Annotated in this window: 12 protein-coding genes and 1 riboswitch; of the genes, 5 read left to right on the top strand and 7 right to left on the bottom strand. The window is 58.3% G+C overall.

Going from position 1 to position 17,921, the window contains the following annotated elements; genetic code table 11:
- Positions 1-87 precede the first annotated feature (87 nt).
- Together SHM7688_RS00775 and SHM7688_RS00770 are read left to right on the top strand one after the other, a co-directional pair.
- A complete protein-coding gene (locus tag SHM7688_RS00775; RefSeq protein ID WP_058238105.1) occupies positions 88-5,574 on the top strand; it encodes a glutamate synthase-related protein in 5,487 nt (1,828 codons plus the stop codon).
- A 15-nt stretch (positions 5,575-5,589) separates the two neighbouring features.
- Entirely contained in the window at positions 5,590-7,338 is a 1,749-nt protein-coding gene (locus SHM7688_RS00770) for a diflavin oxidoreductase (RefSeq protein ID WP_058238104.1), read from the top strand.
- Positions 7,339-7,425: 87 nt separating this feature from the next.
- Here SHM7688_RS00770 and SHM7688_RS00765 read toward each other — a convergent pair whose 3' ends face one another.
- The 5 genes from SHM7688_RS00765 to SHM7688_RS00745 form a co-directional block, all read right to left on the bottom strand.
- On the bottom strand, positions 7,426-8,073 hold the full coding sequence (locus tag SHM7688_RS00765; RefSeq protein WP_058238103.1) for an aspartate/glutamate racemase family protein: 648 nt from the start codon (positions 8,071-8,073) through the stop codon (positions 7,426-7,428).
- Positions 8,073-8,912 (bottom strand): ABC transporter permease, encoded by an 840-nt coding sequence (locus SHM7688_RS00760; protein ID WP_058238102.1) that lies wholly within the window; start codon positions 8,910-8,912, stop codon positions 8,073-8,075. Before SHM7688_RS00760 ends, SHM7688_RS00765 begins: the two co-directional genes overlap by 1 nt.
- Before the next feature lie 3 nt (positions 8,913-8,915).
- Positions 8,916-9,767, bottom strand: coding sequence for an ABC transporter permease (locus SHM7688_RS00755; protein WP_058238101.1), 852 nt, complete (start codon positions 9,765-9,767; stop codon positions 8,916-8,918).
- A 156-nt stretch (positions 9,768-9,923) separates the two neighbouring features.
- A complete protein-coding gene (locus tag SHM7688_RS00750; RefSeq protein ID WP_188128127.1) occupies positions 9,924-11,189 on the bottom strand; it encodes an ABC transporter substrate-binding protein in 1,266 nt (421 codons plus the stop codon).
- Positions 11,190-11,226: 37 nt separating this feature from the next.
- Positions 11,227-12,210 carry an ABC transporter ATP-binding protein gene (locus SHM7688_RS00745; RefSeq protein WP_058238100.1) on the bottom strand — a complete coding sequence of 328 codons (984 nt, stop codon included), beginning with the start codon at positions 12,208-12,210 and terminating at the stop codon, positions 11,227-11,229.
- Between the two features lie 221 nt (positions 12,211-12,431).
- Between SHM7688_RS00745 and SHM7688_RS00740 the strand changes: the two genes are divergently transcribed.
- From SHM7688_RS00740 to SHM7688_RS00730, 3 genes are all read left to right on the top strand, one after another.
- Positions 12,432-13,121 (top strand): GntR family transcriptional regulator, encoded by a 690-nt coding sequence (locus tag SHM7688_RS00740; RefSeq protein WP_370732941.1) that lies wholly within the window; start codon positions 12,432-12,434, stop codon positions 13,119-13,121.
- A gap of 139 nt (positions 13,122-13,260) precedes the next feature.
- Positions 13,261-13,465: riboswitch (cobalamin riboswitch) on the top strand.
- 112 nt (positions 13,466-13,577) lie between these two features.
- Positions 13,578-14,804, top strand: coding sequence for an aromatic ring-hydroxylating oxygenase subunit alpha (locus tag SHM7688_RS00735; protein ID WP_058238099.1), 1,227 nt, complete (start codon positions 13,578-13,580; stop codon positions 14,802-14,804).
- Between the two features lie 5 nt (positions 14,805-14,809).
- Positions 14,810-15,889 carry an FAD-binding oxidoreductase gene (locus SHM7688_RS00730; RefSeq protein WP_058238098.1) on the top strand — a complete coding sequence of 360 codons (1,080 nt, stop codon included), beginning with the start codon at positions 14,810-14,812 and terminating at the stop codon, positions 15,887-15,889.
- Between the two features lie 662 nt (positions 15,890-16,551).
- Here SHM7688_RS00730 and SHM7688_RS00725 read toward each other — a convergent pair.
- A complete protein-coding gene (locus SHM7688_RS00725) occupies positions 16,552-16,938 on the bottom strand; it encodes a pyrophosphohydrolase domain-containing protein (RefSeq protein WP_058238097.1) in 387 nt (128 codons plus the stop codon).
- Positions 16,938-17,909: a class 1b ribonucleoside-diphosphate reductase subunit beta gene (nrdF, locus tag SHM7688_RS00720; RefSeq protein WP_058238096.1), complete on the bottom strand. Its 972-nt coding sequence runs from the start codon at positions 17,907-17,909 to the stop codon at positions 16,938-16,940. The genes SHM7688_RS00725 and nrdF overlap by 1 nt, the downstream gene beginning before the upstream one ends.
- Positions 17,910-17,921: the final 12 nt, after the last annotated feature.

Genomic DNA, 17,921 nt, shown 5'->3' with positions numbered 1-17,921 from the left:
TAGACCTCCAGCCAATCGCCAGAGACAGCCTATGCCCACACCGCGCACGCGGGTGGTCCCGTCCCTCTTTTGTCTTTGGAGCTCGGAATGCAGACCAAGCCAGCCCCTTTTGGCCTTTACGATCCTGACCGCGAACAAAGTTCTTGCGGCGTTGGTTTTTTGACACGCAAAGATGGGCGGCAGACCCATGATGTGCTCAAACGCGGGCATGAGGCGCTCTGTGCGGTGCCGCACCGTGGCGGCATGTCCTCCGAAGGTGTTGGCGACGGGGCCGGTGTCTCTGTAGATTTGTCAGTGCCCTTTTTCCGCAAGCTGACCGGTATTGATCTGGCCGCAGGGCAGTTTGGCGTGGGCAACTTCTTTCTGCCTGCGGACGAAAGCCAACATGACCGCGCTGCGCAGTTGATTGAAACCGCGCTGGGCGAGGCGGGTTTTGAGACCAAGCTTATCCGCAATATGCCGGTGAACAATGAGGCGATTGGGGCGCGGGCGGTCAAATGCCAATTGCCTATCGCGCAATGGGTCTTTGTCGCTCCCAAAGGCGTGGCGCAGGCGGAGTTTGATCGCCGCATTCATGTGGCCTTGCTGGCGATTGAGGCGGAAGCCTATACGGACCCGGCGCTTGAGGGCCTTTATCCCCTGTCGCTGTCTTCGCGCATGCAGGTCTTCAAAGGGCGGCTGAATTCCTGGGAGATCATCCCTTATTTCGCGGATCTCATGGATCCGGATCATGCGGTGCACACGCTGTATTTTCATACACGTTTTTCCACCAACACCGACCCGCATCCCTCGATGGCGCAGCCTTTCCGGCTGATGGCGCACAATGGCGAGCTCAACACCGACAAGAAAAACCGCCTGAGTGAAGCGGCCATTGCGCTGGCACGTAACAAGGCGATTGTACGCCCGAAAGGGCAATCCGACAGCTGCCGTCTGGATCAGACGCTGAATGCGCGGGTCTATGACGAGGGGCTGGATCTTGTGACCGCCGTGGTGGCGATGATGCCGCCTGCTTGGGAAAATGACAGCCGGGTCAGCCCGGATGTGCGCGCCATGCTGGAGTATTTCTCTCTGAGTGAAGAGAAAAACGACGGCCCCGCTGCGCTGGTGTTTGGCGATGGCAATATCATCGGCGCCCGTCTGGACCGTCTGGGTCTGCGCCCGATGCGTTCGGTGGAAACCCATGACTATCTGGCGGTGATGTCTGAGGCCGGACAGATTGATTTTCCGCCCGAAGAGGTGTTGCGCCGGGGCCGTGTGGAAGCGGGGGGAATGATTTACCTCAACCACGCCGAAGGCCGGATTTATGAAACCGAAGAGGCGCTGCAACAGCTGGCACAGGCCAAGGATTACGCGGCGCTTCTGGCCGAAGCTCAGGTCAATATTGATGACCTGCCCGTGGCGGAAACCCTGCCTGCGGATGCGGCGGCGCGCTATGACGGTGATTTGGTCTGGGCGGCACGCTATGTAGGCTACACGCTCAATCAGGAAAGCTTCAAATTCCTGATGGATCCGATGTTGCAGACCGGGGTCGAGAAAGTCTCGGCCATGGGATACGGCAATGCGATCAATGCGCTGTCAGACAATGAAGGCGGCGTGGCCAAATACTTCAGCCAGCGTTTTGCACAGGTGACCAACCCGCCGCTGGATTCCATTCGTGAGGCGGATGGAATGACCCTGCGTGTGGCGCTGGGCGAAAAGCCCCATCTCGGCCAAAGCCGGGCGCGTCAAATTGTGGTCAACAGCCCGGTGTTGTTGATGACCGATGTATTGAAAATCAAAGCCCAGACGGACACGCCGTGGGCCAAGTTCGACATTCTCTATACGCCGGTTTTTGACAATGGCGCGGCCAATGAAGCCTCATTGACCGATGCGATTGATGCGGTGGCGGATGCGGTCGTGGCCTTTGCCCGTGAACAAGGCGGGATTGCCATTTTGACCGACCGGCATCTGAGCCGCGCGCGTGCGCCTATGCCGATGACATTGGCCATTTCAGCGATCAACCAGCGTCTGATCGAAGAAGGCATGCGCTTTAAGGCCAGCCTTGTGGTGGAAAGCGGGCAGATCTGTTCGTCCCATCACATTTCCTGCGCTTTGGGCTTTGGGGCCTCTGCGGTCTATCCAATGGCCGTGCGCATGCGGGCCGAAGAACTCTATGGCACGGATGCGCCGGAGGCCTATCGCAAATTCAAAAAGGCCGCTGAGAAGGCCCTGATGAAGACCATGGGCAAAGTGGGGCTTTGCACCGTTGAAAGCTATTCTGGCGGCGAGTTTTTTGAGCCAAACTTCCTTGATACGAATGATCCGGTCTTTGCCAAATACCTGCCCAATATGAAAACCCCCGTGGGTGGGGTGCGCTTTGATGTGGTGGCAAACTCTGTGGCGGATTGGCATGCGCGTGCGCTCACCGTGGAAAGTGAGAAAGACATTCCGATCCTCGGCCTCTTCAAAGAGCGCGCCGAAGGCGCGGGCCACTCTTATGGCACGACAGCCGTGCGTGGGTTTGTGGACCTGACCGAAGAGAAAATCAGCTTTGATGCAGGTACAGATGGCGACGATGGAAGCCTTGATGGGGAGACCGATCCTTTCCGCCTGATGACGCTGCGCCAGATGGATGATGCCTTTGGAGTGGATGACAAAGGCTATGTGAACACGTCCTTTGAAAAACTCTCCAAAGAGAAAATCGACGGCTTTAAGATCACGCCGGGTTATCGCGCATTCAGCGCAATGATGGCAGAAGAGCGTCACCGCCGTCCGGCCGCGCTGCGCGATGTGCTGTCTTTCCCGGCCGACATTACGTTCCTTGATACCGTGGCGGATATGAAGCGCGAGATGATGCTCTTCAACCGTGCGGGCAACAATGACTTTGTCATTCGGGGCGTGGAGGTCGAAGCGCTTGGAGAGGGCGCGTTTTTGCTGCGCCTGACGGGTCCAAAAGCGCAAGATCTTGGCCGTCTTGATGTGCTGGCGGAAACCTTGGTGGATCGTTTCGGCACAGATGTGGAAGGCCACTACATCACCAAGGGCGCGCTTAAGGTGTCCGTGACAGGTATGGCGCTGGATTATGTCTCCCGCATGCGACCTGCGCCTGCGCTGGTTGAGCTTGCAGATGTGCAACCGGCCTCTGAAATCACCGGACGTCTGGCCTCTGGTGCCATGTCACATGGCGCGCTGGTGGCCTCCGCCCATGAAGCCGTGGCCCATGGCACCAATATGGTGGGCGGCATGTCCAACTCTGGGGAAGGTGGGGAGCACATCACCCGCTATGGCACCATCCGTGCCAGCCGTATCAAACAGTTTGCGTCTGGCCGCTTTGGCGTCTGGGCGGGCTATCTGGCGGATCCAAACCTCGAAGAGATTGAAATCAAGATCGGTCAGGGTGCAAAGCCCGGCGAAGGCGGCCAGTTGCCCGCCCCCAAAGTCACGGTTGAGATTGCAGCGGCACGGGGCGGCACGCCCGGCGTAGAGCTGATCTCGCCACCGCCACACCATGACACCTATTCCATCGAAGACCTTGGTCAGCTGATCCATGATGCCAAGGCGGCGCGGGTGCGCGTCATCGTGAAACTGGTCTCCTCCGAAGGCATCGGCACCATCGCGGTGGGCGTGGCCAAGGCAGGCGCCGATGTGATCAACATTGCCGGCAACACCGGCGGCACCGGTGCGGCGGCTGTGACCTCGTTGAAATACACCGGGCGTGCGGCGGAAATCGGTATCGCCGAAGTGCATCAGGCGCTCTGTGCCAATGGCATCCGTCAGAAGGTTCTGCTGCGCTGTTCAGGCGCGATGCAGACCGGCTCTGACGTGGTCAAAGGCGCGCTTTTGGGCGGGGACAGCTTTGAGTTCGGCACTACCGCGCTGATGATGCTGAAATGCGTGATGGCCAAGAACTGCAACGTGAAATGCCCGGCGGGTCTTACGACCAATCCGGAAGTGTTTGATGGCGACCCGCGTGCGCTTGCGCAATATTTGCTCAACATTGCCCATGAAGTCCGCGAGATTCTGGCCGTACTGGGGCTGACCTCTCTGGAGGAGGCGCGTGGGCGGTCTGACTTGCTGCATCTGCTGGATCACCCCTCCTCTGTGGGCAAGCTGGATCTGCGGGCCATGCTGACCAATGTGGCGGAGATCAAAGTCGAAAACCCGATCTATCTCGAAAAAGACTTCTCTGTGGATGATGCGTTGTTGGATCAGGTGAAATCACGTCTGATTGAGGGCGGGGAGCGCCGGATTGAGTTGCGGCCCAATGCGCCTTTGAACAACCGCAACAAGACGGTGGGGGGGCAGCTGGGCGTGGATATCGAGCGTCTGCTCAATCATGAGCTCGCCGAATTGCCCATCGCGGCTCACGAAGATGTCAGGGGGCGGCGTTATCTTGATCCGCGTTCCATCCATGTGCAGACCCACGGTTCCGCAGGGCAGAGCTTTGGCGCTTTCTGTAACGATGGCATGGTGATGGAGCACACCGGCACCTGCAATGACGGTGTGGGCAAAGGCGCATCGGGTGGCGAGATCATCGTGCGCAGCCCGGGCGGTGCCAAGGGGCGCGAAAACGTATTGATCGGCAACTTTGCCCTCTTTGGGGCCACCGGTGGGCGGACCTTTGTGGAGGGGCAGGCAGGCGACCGTTTTGCCGTGCGTAACTCGGGCGCAACCGCTGTGGTCGAAGGCGTCGGCGACTTCTGTGCGGAATATATGACCAATGGGGCCATTCTGAACATTGGGGAGTTTGCCAAGGGCTTTGGCAACGGCATGTCCGGCGGGTTTGCCTATCAGTATGACCCGCAGGGGCGACTGAATGACATGATCAGCAAGGACTCCGTGCTGATGGGCACGCTTGTGGATGGCTCAGATCATGCGCGCATTCATGAAGAGGCCGTGCGGCAGATGCTGACATGGCATGTGGAGGCCACCGGCTCTGCCAAGGGGCAGGATTTGCTGGGCGATTGGGAGAACACGCGCAGCCATATGGCCTGGATCATGCCCAAAGCGCTGCTGCAATATCAGGATGCTGATGCCATTCTGGCCGCGCGCAGCCGCAAGGAACTGATGGATGAGCTGGCCTCCGCATTGGCGGCGCATCAGATTGCGGAACTCAAGAAAGCCTGGAAACATGGCCGTCCTGTGCATCGTGGGGCTGTGCCCGCCTATGGCGAGATGGACACCGATGAAATGTTCCGCCTGCTGGGCAGCTACATCGTTTTGGAACAGGCACAGGTGATCGCCGCCAAACGTGTCAAAACGACTGATCGCATTGCGCGAGACAAGGCAGCCCGCAACCTGATCCTGACCGAAGATTTTGGGTTGATGGCGGCTTTGGCAAAACATGCCAAGGCCTCGGTGGAAACCTATGATGACGCCGGTCTGGCGGCGCTGGTGGCCAACAAACGTCTGAGTGATTTCAAGCGCGCGCTGAGCCTGCGCAACATCCTGAGTATGGACAGCCCGGGCACCTATGCCTGGATTCTGCACCAAAGTGCCAAAAACCGCGCGGCTCTGGGCGAAGTCCCCAGTTTTGACGCGCTCTTTGCTGAAAACGCGATCCCCGATGTGATCGCACGCACCGCATCGGAGTAAAAAACAGTGAACGATATGAACACCAAAGTGCCCTACATCCCTGAGGACGCGCCGTTTTCTGGTGAGCAAAAGACCTGGCTGGGGGGCTTTCTGGCCGGGCTGCATTCCCGCCTTGCCACGGGCGGTGGGGTCGCTGCCGCGCCTGCGGCACAGGCCGCAGACGTCAAGCACCTTGATATTCTCTTTGGCACGCAAACCGGCAATGCCGAAACCGTGGCAGAAGAGGCCGCCGCGATGGCCAAGGCCAAGGGCTTTGCGCCGCGTGTTGCGGAAATGGACGATGTCAGCATGGAGCAGTTGGCGACCATGCAAAACCTGATTGTGGTGGTCTCTACCTATGGCGAAGGGGAGATGCCCGATAATGCGCACCAGTTCTGGGAGGCGCTCAGCGCGACCACTGCACCCCGGCTCGAAAATCTGAGCTACGGCGTGCTGGCGCTGGGCGATACCTCTTATGACGAGTTCTGTCAGGCAGGCAAACTGGTGGACACCCGTCTGGAACAACTGGGCGCGCGGCGTCTTGGTGCGCGTGTGGATTGTGATGTCGATTTTGAAGATGCCGCCGAAGCCTGGATTGCGGCGACCATTCCCGATGCAGGCAGTGTGAGCGCGGCGGAGCCTGCCGCAGATGCCGCTCCCAAGAAGGAAAAATCCGGTTGGGGGCGTAAAAATCCCTATGTGTCGACCATGCTGGACAACCACATTGTCTCTGGTTCGAAATCCGCCAAAGAGATTCGTCACATTGCCTTTGATCTGGGCGACAGCGGCATGACCTACGAAGCAGGCGATGCACTTGGTGTGATGCCGGTGAATGCGCCTGATCTGGTGCAGGCTTGGCTGGATCGGCTGGGCGCGGGCGCAGACACAGACATCAACGGCACCGCCTTGGGGGATCTTCTCACTACCGGTCGGGAAATCATGACGCCCTCGCGCGATCTGATCCGTGCGATAGAGCCTCTGGCCAAAAACGATGAACTGAGCCATGTGGTGAGCAACGGTGACAAAGAAGCGCTGGAGCATTACCTCTGGGGCAAGGATGCGCTTGATCTGCTGAACCTGAACCCGAATCTGGCCCTAGATCCCGCCGAGGTCATGAGCTGGCTCAAACCTTTGCAGCATCGGGCCTATTCCATCTCGTCAAGCCCCAAGGCCCACCCGGGGGAGGTGCATCTCACTGTCGCGGCCGTGCGCTGGATGTATGAAAACCGCCCGCATCGCGGCGTGTGCTCCACCTTCCTCGCAGATCATGTGCCAGAAGGCGCACAGGCCGGGATCTTCATGTCCGCCAACAAGAGCTTCCGCGTGCCCGAAGATGACAGCGTGCCAATGATCATGGTCGGCCCCGGCACAGGCATCGCGCCGTTCCGGGCTTTCCTTGAAGAGCGCCGGGAGCGCAGGGCCAGTGGCGCCAACTGGCTGTTCTTTGGCGATCAGCACCGCGCCAGCGATTTCATCTATGAGGACGAAATCAGCGCCTTTAGCGCCTCGGGCCTGCTGACTCGTCTGGATCTGGCCTTCTCCCGCGATCAGGCCGAGAAGGTCTATGTACAGCACCGGATGGTGGAAAATGGCAAGGATCTGTTCGCTCAACTGGAAGAAGGCGGATACTTTTATGTTTGTGGCGATGCCACCCGTATGGCGCGCGATGTCGATGATGCATTGCATCAGATCGTGCAGACCCATGGCGGCGTCTCCGCAGACGGGGCAGTGGAATATGTGAACGGCCTCAAGCGCGACAAACGCTATGTGCGTGACGTCTACTGAGGCTGAAAGATCACACCAATACAAAGCCCCTGCTTGCAAGAGCAGGGGTTTTAGATCAGATCCATTGACGGTAAAGGCCCGCGGTCACTATCTCGACAACAGCCATCGCAGGCTTTGCGTTGCACAAACCACCGGATCAATCACCGGGATGTCTAGGGCATTCCGGACCTTTTCCACCACAGTTGTCATGCCCGCACAGCCCAAAATCAGCGCATCGATCTGATCCTGTTCTTGGGCCACAAGGGCTTCCTGAAGGATCCGTTGCGCCGCCGCTTCCGGGGCGTGCTCCAGCTCCAGCACCGGCACATCAGAGGCGCGCACCCGCCGCTGAAATCCTGTCAGACCCTGCGCGGCAATATTGGCCTCAATGACGGGCACAGAAACCGAGAGGGTTGTCACCACGCTAAAGGACCAGTTGCGCAGCGCGGCGTAGTGAAAGGCCGTCTGCCCGATGCCGACCACCGGGCAGGGCACGCGCTTGCTGGCTGCCAAAAGGGCGGTGTCGTCAAAACAGCCAATGATAATGCCCTCCGCGCCCTGAGCTGCGGTCTGTGATACCAGCTCCAGAAGGTACGGTTCTGCCGCTGCGCCATCCGTCGGGCCCTGAATGGCCGCAGGCGCTTTGGTGGAGGTGATCCCCTCAATACTCAGCTCGGGCGCGGCGTGACGAGCCACCTCTGTCATTGTCGCTGTCATTGCGGCGGTGCTGTTGGGATTGATCAGCGCCACCGCCATCACAGATCTCCTCTGCCCGCATCTGATCCCCGTCGTGCCCTGCGACGGCTGAGGATCCAGGCGCTCAGCAGAAACACCAGAATGATCAATAGGGAAAACACGGTTGTCAGCGTGCCCAGCGCAAACAGCACCGGCGTTGTGACATTGGTGGTCATGCCGAAAATTTCCAGCGGCAAAGTGTTGTAGCTGCCAGAGGTCAGCAGCGTGCGAGCAAATTCGTCATAACTCAGGGTGAAGCCAAACAGCGCCACTCCAATCAGTGAAGGCGCAATGATGGGCAGCACCACATGCCGGATCACCTGCCAGGAGGAGGCGCCAAGATCGCGCGCCGCCTCTTCATAGACACTGTCAAAGCGGTTGAAGACGGCAAACATGATCAAAAGCCCAAAAGGCAGTGCCCAGGTGAGCTGTGCCCCAAAGCCAGAGGTCGCCCAATGCACCGGCAGACCGGATTGCGACCAGATTAACCCCACCCCCAGAGATACCAAAATCGAGGGGATCACCAGCGCAGTGATGATCAGATAAAACAGGGCGGTCGACCCGGCAAAGCGCTTGCGAAAGGCCAGCCCGCCCATAAGTGAGACCACAACCGTGGTCATCATCACCATCACGCCCAGCACAAAAGAGCGTCGGAACGCGCCCCAGATGTCGCCCACGGCCTGCTCTTGAAACAGGTCACGGAACCAATGCAGAGAGACACCCCGCATCGGAAAGGTCAGCCCCCCACCGGGCCCCTGAAAGGACAGGATCGCAATGGTCAGGGTGGGACCATAAAGAAAGATCAGAAACAGCGCAAAAAACGCGGTGAGCAGGTAGAAAGATCTGGGCCGGCTGTCCATGGCTCAAAGCTCCTTGCGAATGTCAACAAAGCGCAACAGCGTGCCAATCAGCAAAAGCACCGTGATCAGAAGGATCACCGCTGTGGCGGAGGCTGAGGGATATTGCAGCAGGCCAATATCGTTCTGGATCATGCGCCCCACATTGGCGGACTGGCTGCCCGACATGAACCGCACGGTGATGAAATCCCCCATCACCAGCGCCAGCACAAAAATCGTGCCAATCATGATGCCGGGTTTGGTCAGCGGGATCACCACATGTCTCAGGGTCTGCCAGCCGCTGGCACCGGCATCGGTGGCCGCCTCAATCAGCGCAGGATCAATACGCATCATCGTGTTGAAGATCGGCACCACCATGAACAGCGTGTACAGATGCACAAAGGCGAGGATCACACTAAAATCACTGAACAGAAGCCACTCCAGCGGCGCATCAATGACGCCCCAGGACAGGAGTGTGGAATTGGCCAGCCCATTGCGCCCAAGAAAGGGGATCCAGCTGATCATGCGAATGATGTTGGAGGTGAGAAAGGGGATGGTGCAGAGCAGAAACAGCGCAATCTGCCATGTGGTGCTGCGGATATGAAAGGCCAGATAATAGGCCACTGTGAACCCGATCAGCAGGGTGCAGGCCCATGTGATCGCGGCATATTTGAAGGTGTTGAAAAACACCTGATAGGTCACTTTGGAGGTCAGCAAAAAATCATAATTGTCCCAAAGGAAGGCGGGATAGATCGACCATTCCGTGGCTCCCCAGAAACTGACCACCACGATCATCACAATCGGGGCCAGCAAAAACACAGCCAAGACCAATGTCAGCGGCGCAGCCATCAGCCACCCCTGCACATGACGCGATATCATTCCTGCCCTCTTTCTCTTCTTCTGACCGGAAATACTCCGGGGGTATGGGGGCTGGCCCCCATTTGAACCCGCGTATGGGGGCTGGCCCCCATTTTAAACTGCGTTTGGGGGTGCCCGAGCGGCAAACGGGGGCCGAAAGCCCCCGCGCCTTATGGATCAGGCGGCAATGAACTCATTCCACTTGCGCACCATATATTGGTTTTCATCCATCACCGCGTTCCAGCAGGCCACGGCCCCCATCCGGTCATAGAAGGAGCCGCCATCACGCACGGCACCGGCCTTTTCCATCACATCGCCAAAAGGATTGGTGATGTCGCCTTTGGCCTCTTTGCCCTCAAACCAGAAGCCCCATTCGTCTTCTGACATGAAGGCTTTGGAGGTTTCAGGCACCGCAGAATAGTAGCCCTGACGCATCAGGAAGCCGCCCACCCAACCGGAGAGGTACCAGTTGATGTATTCATACGCCGCGTCCAGCTCGATGCCAGACAGGGAGGCCGACAGACCAAGCCCACCGCCCCAGCTGCGATAGCCTTCTTCCAGCGGCTGATAGACACAGGGAATGCCCTGGCTGCGCACCGCGGTGATCGCGGGGGACCACATGGATTGGATCACAACCTCCCCGGAGGCCATCAGGTTCACGCTTTCATCAAAGCTCTTCCAGAAGGCGCGGAACTGACCGTTTTTCTTGGCTTCGGTGAAGATGCCAAGCGTCATGTCGATCTCTTCGCGGGTCATATTGCCTTTGTCCGGATATGTGTATTCCCCCATGGATTCGACCACCATCGCCATATCCATGATGCCGATAGAGGAGATGTCGAGGATGGAGGCTTTGCCTTTGAACTCCGGGTTGAGCAGCTCTGACCAGTTCTTGATTGGCCGGCCAATCAGATCCGGACGGATGCCCAGCGTGTCGGCGTTATAGATCGTGGGGATGAGTGTCATCCAACCGGATTCTTCCTGCACAAATTCCGTGCCATCAACGCCTGTGGTAAAGCCCACCGTATGCGGCGCGGTGCCCTGTGCAATCACGCTCTCAGGGGTCAGCTTGCCAGAGCGGAAGGTGCCCACGATCTTGTCGTAATTGGCGATTTTGGAGGTGTCCATCGCCTGCAGATTGCCCGTGGGCCAGACCTTTTTACAGATCCAGTACTCAATGTCTGCAATGTCAAAGCTGTCCGGCTGAGTGGCTGCGCGCTGGGTCACGCTGTCAGAATCCAGCGCGGTCATTTCCAGAGTGAAGCCAAGGTCTTCTTTGACTTTCTTGGCCACCTCGTTCAGGTTGGACACCCCGGTGCCAAACTGGCGCAAGGTGATGTTTTTTGTCTCTTGTCCCCAGACCATTGGAGCCGGAAGCGCGGCGGCCGCCACCGCCGCGCCACCTGCCTTCAAAAGGCCGCGACGCGAATAGCGTATCTTTGAGATTGTCGTCATAGCAGTATCCTCTTTGTTGAACAGTTTGTTATCCAGCCAGGGCATGCGCCTCCTGGGCATCCCAATCGAGGCCGATCGCCTCGCCTTCCATCTTCGGGGCGTCGAAGAAATCCCGGTCTGACAAAAGCGCGGTGACTTCCTGATCGCCGGGAATGCTCGCGGTGAGCGCCACATGGGTGCCCTGATATTCAATGGCGGTGACCGTGGCCGGCAGCCGCGCTGCGCCCGCCGGGCGAATTCTTAGCGCGTCAGTGCGGATGGCAATCTTGCCCTCTGGCATGGTCACCACATTGTGGGAGCCCAGAAAACGCGCCACGAAGGCCGTCTTTGGCGCTTCAAACACAGTCCGGGTGGCACCGGCCTGCTCAATGCGGGCGTTGTTCATCACCACGATCTCATCAGCCAGCGCCAAGGCTTCGTCCTGCCCATGGGTGACATGAATGAAAGTGATGCCCAGTTCGCGCTGAAGCTTGCGCAGCTCGGCGCGCATCTTGATGCGCAGGAACGGATCCAGCGCTGACAGCGGTTCATCTAGCAGTAGAACCTCGGGTTTGGTGATCAGGGCCCGTGCCAGCGCGGCGCGCTGCTGTTGTCCACCAGAGAGCTGCGCGGGCAGGCGGTCTGCGAGGGGCAGCATGTCCACCAGCTCCAGCATCTCATTGGCGCGGCTTTTGCGCGTTGTGGCGTCCGTGCCCTGCATTTTTAGGCTGAAGGCCACATTGTCGCGCACGCTCAGATGCGGAAACAGCGCATAATTTTGAAACATCATCGCGGTACCGCGCTTGGCCGGGGGCAGATGTGAGACATCTCGTCCGCCCAGTAGAACGGCGCCATCAGAGACGGATTCATGCCCGGCGATCATGCGCAGGGTCGAGGATTTGCCGCAGCCTGACGGCCCCAGCAGACAGGCATAGGTGCCCGCGTCAAAGTGATAGGAAATCCCGTCCACAGCCACGGTCTCGCCGTAACGCTTCACAAGGCTCACCAATTCAAGATCAGGTTTCAAAGTCATGCGACACCCCCAAGGTTAGGAAAACCATGAGTGGCAACGCTTCTCAAAACCAAGATTATTCGTGAAATGCGCTGATGCGCTCTTCAGAGAGTCTTGGATTTTGTGCAGGCATGCCCACAGTTGTGTATTTTTGAGGCTAAAATTGTATACAATATGATTTTTGGTTGCACACAGTCTTGAGGTTGGCAAAAAAATTTGCACCGGTGAGGGGCGTGACTGATATGAACCCCGGTATGACCCTGCAGACTTCAAACCTAGACCATATTGTTGGACAACTGACCGAAGCGGTGCATGAACACCGTATCCTGCCCGGTGCTAAATTGCGCGAGGATGAGGTCGGAGAGATTTTTGGGGTCAGTCGCACCATTGTGCGCCAAGCCCTGCGGGCCATGGCGCATGAGGGGCTGGTAACGATTGAGCGCAATCGTGGCGCCTTTGTTGCACGCCCCTCTATCAAGCAGGCGCGGGAAGTCTTTGAAGCCCGTGCCCTGCTAGAGCCCCAGACCGCCCGGGCCGCAGCGGAGCGCGCCACGCCTGAGGACATCGCGCAGTTGGAGCGGCACATCACAGCCGAACATGATGCGCTGGACCGGGGTGAAGCCGGGGTGGCGCTGAAGCTGTCCGGCGACTTTCATATGTCGATTGCACGGATTGCGGATCAGAAGATCATTGAGGACTTCCTGCGCCAGTTGATCTCGCGCTCCTCGCTGGTGATTGCGCTTTACTGGCGGCGGCGCAATGCGCTGTGTGAAAGTCACGCGCATCATGCGCTGATCAATGCGTTGCGCATGGGCGATGGGGATGGTGCAGAAGAGCTGATGAAAGGGCACCTTCTGGATTTGTTCACCCAGCTGGACCTGCGCGAACACGATCCTGCCCCGACCTCTCTGCGAGATGCCTTGGGCAAATAGGCGGTGCAACGACAGCTACGCCTGTCGTGACGTCTCGTAAAAGAGACACGCGTAAAACGGTATTTTGCCATGCACAAACAGTCGCAGCGTTTTTGCGTCTTAGAATGTCGTTAACATTCAACCGAACCCAGACCCGTGGCGTAGGGTTGCCCTGTAAGGTGCCATCCCGTCAGTTTGATTGGGTGGAGAATTGGGAAGCCGGTGAGAGTCCGGTACTGCCCCCGCAACGGTAAGGCAAGTTAGGTTCGGCAATACGACCACTGGGAGGAGGATCCCGGGAAGGTGCCGCAATCGGGCGAAAGCCACTTCCAAGTCCGGAAACCAGCCTTGCAGATATGTCAAACCGCGGGTGGCGGTGGGGGCACTTGGCTTGGCTCCGTTCCTCTTCGGTGCCGCCTGTGTCTCCTTTGCCACTTGCTCAAGCAAGGCCGCGGGGTGCGGCAGGAGAGCCAAGAAATGAGTAATATTCACACCCTGCTGGCGCGTCGAAACCCAGGTCATGCGCTGGAGCAGGCTTTTTACACCGATCCCGAGGTGTTTCAGACCGATCTGGAGGCCATTCACTACCAAACCTGGCTGTTTGCCACGGCGGCCTGTGAGCTGGAAAAGCCGGGCAGCTATGTCACTTACAATGTGGGCGCCTACCGTGTGGTGATCGTGCGCGGGGCGGACAATGAAATCCGCGCCTTCCACAACACTTGCCGCCATCGCGGCTCTGTGATTTGCAAAGCGGCCAAAGGCCATGCACCCAAACTGGTCTGCCCCTATCACCAATGGACCTATGAGCTTGACGGCTCTCTGCTCTGGGCGCGTGACATGGGGCCGGAATTTGACCCCACCAAACACGGGCTGAAAACCGTGCATTGTCGTGAACTGGCCGGGCTGGTCTATATCTGTCTGGCCGAAGACGCCCCGGATTTCGCAGCCTTTGCTGAGACCGTGCGCCCCTATCTGGAGGCCCATGATCTGGGCAATGCTAAAGTGGCCTTTGAGAGCTCTATCGTAGAGAACGGCAACTGGAAGCTGGTTTGGGAAAACAACCGTGAATGTTATCACTGTGGCGGCAACCACCCGGCACTGTGCCGCACCTATCCCGATGATCCCAGCGTCACCGGCATCGGCGAAGGCGGCGAAACCCCGGATCACCTGCAGGCGCATTTCGACCGCTGCGAGGCCGCTGGCCTGCCCGCCAATTTCCACCTCAGCGCGGACGGCCAATACCGCGTGGCGCGTATGCCGTTGAAAGAAGGCGCGGAAAGCTACACGATGGATGGCAAAACCGCCGTGCGCCCATGGCTGGGCCGGGTGCCGTTCTCCGATGCTGGCGCGCTGTTGCAGTTCCACTATCCGACCACATGGAACCACTTCCTTGCGGATCACTCCATCCTGTTCCGGGTCACCCCGATCAGCCCCACAGAGACCGAAGTCACCACCAAATGGCTGGTGCACAAAGACGCAGTGGAAGGCCGGGATTATGATCTCAAGCGCCTGACCGAAGTCTGGATGGCCACCAATGATGAAGACCGCCGCGTGGTCGAGGACAACCAGCAGGGTATCAACAGCCCGGCCTATGTGCCCGGCCCGTATTCTCCGACACAGGAATCTGGCGTGCTGCAATTTGTGGAGTGGTATTGCGCCACATTGGCCACCCATCTGGCCCCCGGCACCATGGCAGCGGAGTGACCCCGATGAAAGACCTCACCACCGCCCCCACCATCTGGCGTGACAGCGAAATGCTGGAATGCGTGTCGATTGTGCCAGAGATGCCCAACACCGCCAGCTTCACTTTCCGCGCCCCATCCGGCGCCTTGTTTGACTATGATGCAGGCCAGTTTCTGACGCTGGAAATTCCTGCCCCAGGGGAACCCGGCGGTGTGGTGCACCGCACCTATACGATCTCGTCGTCGCCCTCGCGGCCGCGCTCGATCACCATCACCGCCAAGGCCCAGCCAGACAGCATCGGCACCCGCTGGATGCTGGACAATTTGCGCCCCGGTGTCCGCCTGAAAGCGATTGGCCCGGCTGGCCTCTTCACCAATGCCAAGAGCCGCGCGCGCAAATATCTGTTTATCTCTGCGGGCTCCGGCATCACCCCAATGATGTCCATGACCACCTGTATGTGGGATGAGGGCCAAGAGCTTGACGCAGTGTTTATTAACTGCGCCAAACGTCCCTCGGAAATCATCTTCCGCCAACGGCTGGAACAGATGGCCAGTCGCACCCCCGGTCTGGATCTGAAATTTGTGGTCGAAGAGCCGGATCCCTATGCCCCATGGACCGGCTATCAGGGCCAGTTCAACCAGCTGATGCTGGGCCTGATGGCGCCGGATTATCTGGAGCGGGAGGTTTATTGCTGTGGGCCGGAGCCGTTCATGACAGCGGTGCGCGAAGCGCTCGCCGGTCTGGGCTTTGACATGGACAACTACCATCAGGAAAGCTTTGGCGCGCCGGTGGAAACCGAAGCCGAACAGCCCGCGCTGGATGATGTGGTGCCTGATGAGGACAGCAAGGCGGAAATCCATTTTGCCACCTCCGATGTCACTGCCAAAGTCGCCGAAACCGAAACCGTGCTCGCCGCCGCGCGCTCGGTCGGGCTCAACATCCCCTCAGGCTGTACCTTCGGCGTTTGCGGCACCTGCAAGGTCAAAAAGACCGAAGGCGAGGTGCATATGGTCCACAACGGCGGTATTTCGGACGACGACATCGAAGCCGGTTATATCCTCGCCTGCTGCTCCAACCCGATTGGGAAAGTGGCAGTAGAGGTCTGAGCCCCCCGCTCTCGGGCTCAAAGAAAAGCCCGGCAGACATGCCGGGCTTTTTTGTGTTCTATGGCTTTTGAGGCGATGGTGTTCTGGAAGTGTTTCGATTGACTACAGAGAAGAATTTGCAGCAATCCCCACTTTCGCTTTGCAAAGCGAAAGTCAGCATTTTTAGCAAGCCCAATGTTTTGTAGTGGCGTGACCCTTATCTGCTAGGGGTTGCTGATGCACTGAAAATGCTTGCTTTGATTGCATCCAAACGCTTCCTGTGTAGGAGTAGTGTTAGCAAACGAGAGGCTTGTCGATGTCTTCCGGAGATAAAATGAAAGGTCGGTGCTCCCAGTGTGGCTGGGTCACTAGACGAACATTTAAAAACATGGGGCGGAAGCCGTGCCCGAAATGCGGTGGCCAAATTATGTTTCATGAAGACGACAAAGAAGCAGCGCAGACTATCGCTATCCTGTCGATAATTGGCATGATCGTATTAGGGTTCCTGTTTGTCTCACTGGGAATAGCCGAATGGTAAAGTCGCAGGAGATATACTGATTACGGCTGTCATCACCATGCCAACTTCGTCAGCAATTTCTTAGCACCCCCTAGTTTCGCCTTGATTACTCTGCTGCTTGTTTAAAGTCGTTCGAGCCTACGCCTCTAACCAACCTAACCCTCACTCACCCGTCCTTCAAAACCCGCCCCAGATCCGGCCGCCGAAAATCCGGTCCCTTGAGCACCTTGCCATCTTCGCGTAACACCGGGCGGCCGTCGGCCCCCAGTTTGGACATGTTGGAGGCATGCACCTCCTCCATGCCCGCTTGTTTGACCCCATGCAGGCCGAACTCCAGAAAGGTGCCGTCCAACACATATTGGATGTCGCAGAGCGCATCGAGCACTTCGACCATATCGCCCGCTTCCACGGCTTCGCGCAGCTCGGCGACCTCTTCTTCAAGGATCGCCAGCCGCATCTGCGCACGCTCTTGCGGAATGGCAGGGCTGTCCACCACGGGCACATCAAAGGCCTCATGCCATTCCTTCACGATCGAAAGCGTGTCTTGAGACATCAGAAATCCCAGTCGTCGTCTTCTGTCGCCACCGCTTTGCCGATCACATAGGAGGAGCCGGAGCCGGAGAAGAAGTCGTGGTTTTCGCTGTCCGGGCTGAGGGCGGCCAGAATGGCGGGGTTCACCTCAGAGACTTCCGGTGGGAACAGCGCTTCAAAGCCGAGGTTTTGCAGGGCTTTGTTGGCGTTGTAATGCAGGAAGACTTTCACATCCTCGGTCAGGCCCAGCTCGTCATAAAGCTCTTCGGTGTATTCGTTCTCAATGCCATAAAGCTCAAACATCAGCGCGAAGGCATAATCCTTCAGCTCCTGCTGCTCCGCTTCGGTGCGTTTCTCATAGCCGCGCTGGAATTTATAGCCCACATAATAGCCGTGCACCGCCTCATCGCGGATGATCAGACGGATCAGATCTGCGGTGTTGGTCAGCTTGGCGCGGCTGGACCAATACATCGGCAGGTAGAAACCTGAATAGAACAGGAAGCTTTCCAGAAACACGCTGGCAATCTTGCGCTTCAGCGGGTCATTGCCCGGCGCATAGGTGTCAAGGATGGTGCGCGCCTTGGCTTGCAGATGCGGGTTTTCCTCGGACCAGCGGAAGGCCTCGTCAATTTCCTTGGTGGAACAGAGCGTCGAGAAAATCGACGAATAGCTGCGCGCATGCACCGCTTCCATAAAGGCGATATTGGTCAGCACGGCCTCTTCATGCGGGGTCACCGCATCAGGCATCAGCGAGGGCGCGCCCACGGTGTTCTGAATCGTGTCCAGCAGCGTCAGCCCGGTGAAGACCCGGATGGTCAGCTGTTTTTCGTGATCCGTCAGCGTGCCCCAGCTCGGGATGTCATTGGAAAGCGGCACTTTTTCCGGCAGCCAGAAGTTCACCGTCAACCGGTTCCAGACCTCAAGGTCTTTCTCGTCGTCCATCCGGTTCCAGTTGATCGCGCGGGTGATCTTGGTGGTGTGCATATCTTTCATAGGTCTCTCTCC

The sequence above is a fragment of the Shimia marina genome (assembly GCF_001458175.1).
GTDB lineage: Bacteria > Pseudomonadota > Alphaproteobacteria > Rhodobacterales > Rhodobacteraceae > Shimia > Shimia marina.
This window is presented reverse-complemented; position numbering and strand designations above follow the sequence as displayed.

Bases quoted from the DNA above. Each gene is read 5' to 3' on its own strand.
- SHM7688_RS00775 (WP_058238105.1), top strand. From the start codon at position 88: ATGCAGACCAAGCCAGCCCCTTTTGGCCTTTACGATCCTGACCGCGAA.
- SHM7688_RS00770 (WP_058238104.1), top strand. From the start codon at position 5,590: ATGAACACCAAAGTGCCCTACATCCCTGAGGACGCGCCGTTTTCTGGT.
- SHM7688_RS00765 (WP_058238103.1), bottom strand. From the start codon at position 8,073: ATGGCGGTGGCGCTGATCAATCCCAACAGCACCGCCGCAATGACAGCG.
- SHM7688_RS00760 (WP_058238102.1), bottom strand. From the start codon at position 8,912: ATGGACAGCCGGCCCAGATCTTTCTACCTGCTCACCGCGTTTTTTGCG.
- SHM7688_RS00755 (WP_058238101.1), bottom strand. From the start codon at position 9,767: ATGATATCGCGTCATGTGCAGGGGTGGCTGATGGCTGCGCCGCTGACA.
- SHM7688_RS00745 (WP_058238100.1), bottom strand. From the start codon at position 12,210: ATGACTTTGAAACCTGATCTTGAATTGGTGAGCCTTGTGAAGCGTTAC.
- SHM7688_RS00740 (WP_370732941.1), top strand. From the start codon at position 12,432: ATGAACCCCGGTATGACCCTGCAGACTTCAAACCTAGACCATATTGTT.
- SHM7688_RS00735 (WP_058238099.1), top strand. From the start codon at position 13,578: ATGAGTAATATTCACACCCTGCTGGCGCGTCGAAACCCAGGTCATGCG.
- SHM7688_RS00730 (WP_058238098.1), top strand. From the start codon at position 14,810: ATGAAAGACCTCACCACCGCCCCCACCATCTGGCGTGACAGCGAAATG.
- SHM7688_RS00725 (WP_058238097.1), bottom strand. From the start codon at position 16,938: ATGTCTCAAGACACGCTTTCGATCGTGAAGGAATGGCATGAGGCCTTT.
- nrdF (WP_058238096.1), bottom strand. From the start codon at position 17,909: ATGAAAGATATGCACACCACCAAGATCACCCGCGCGATCAACTGGAAC.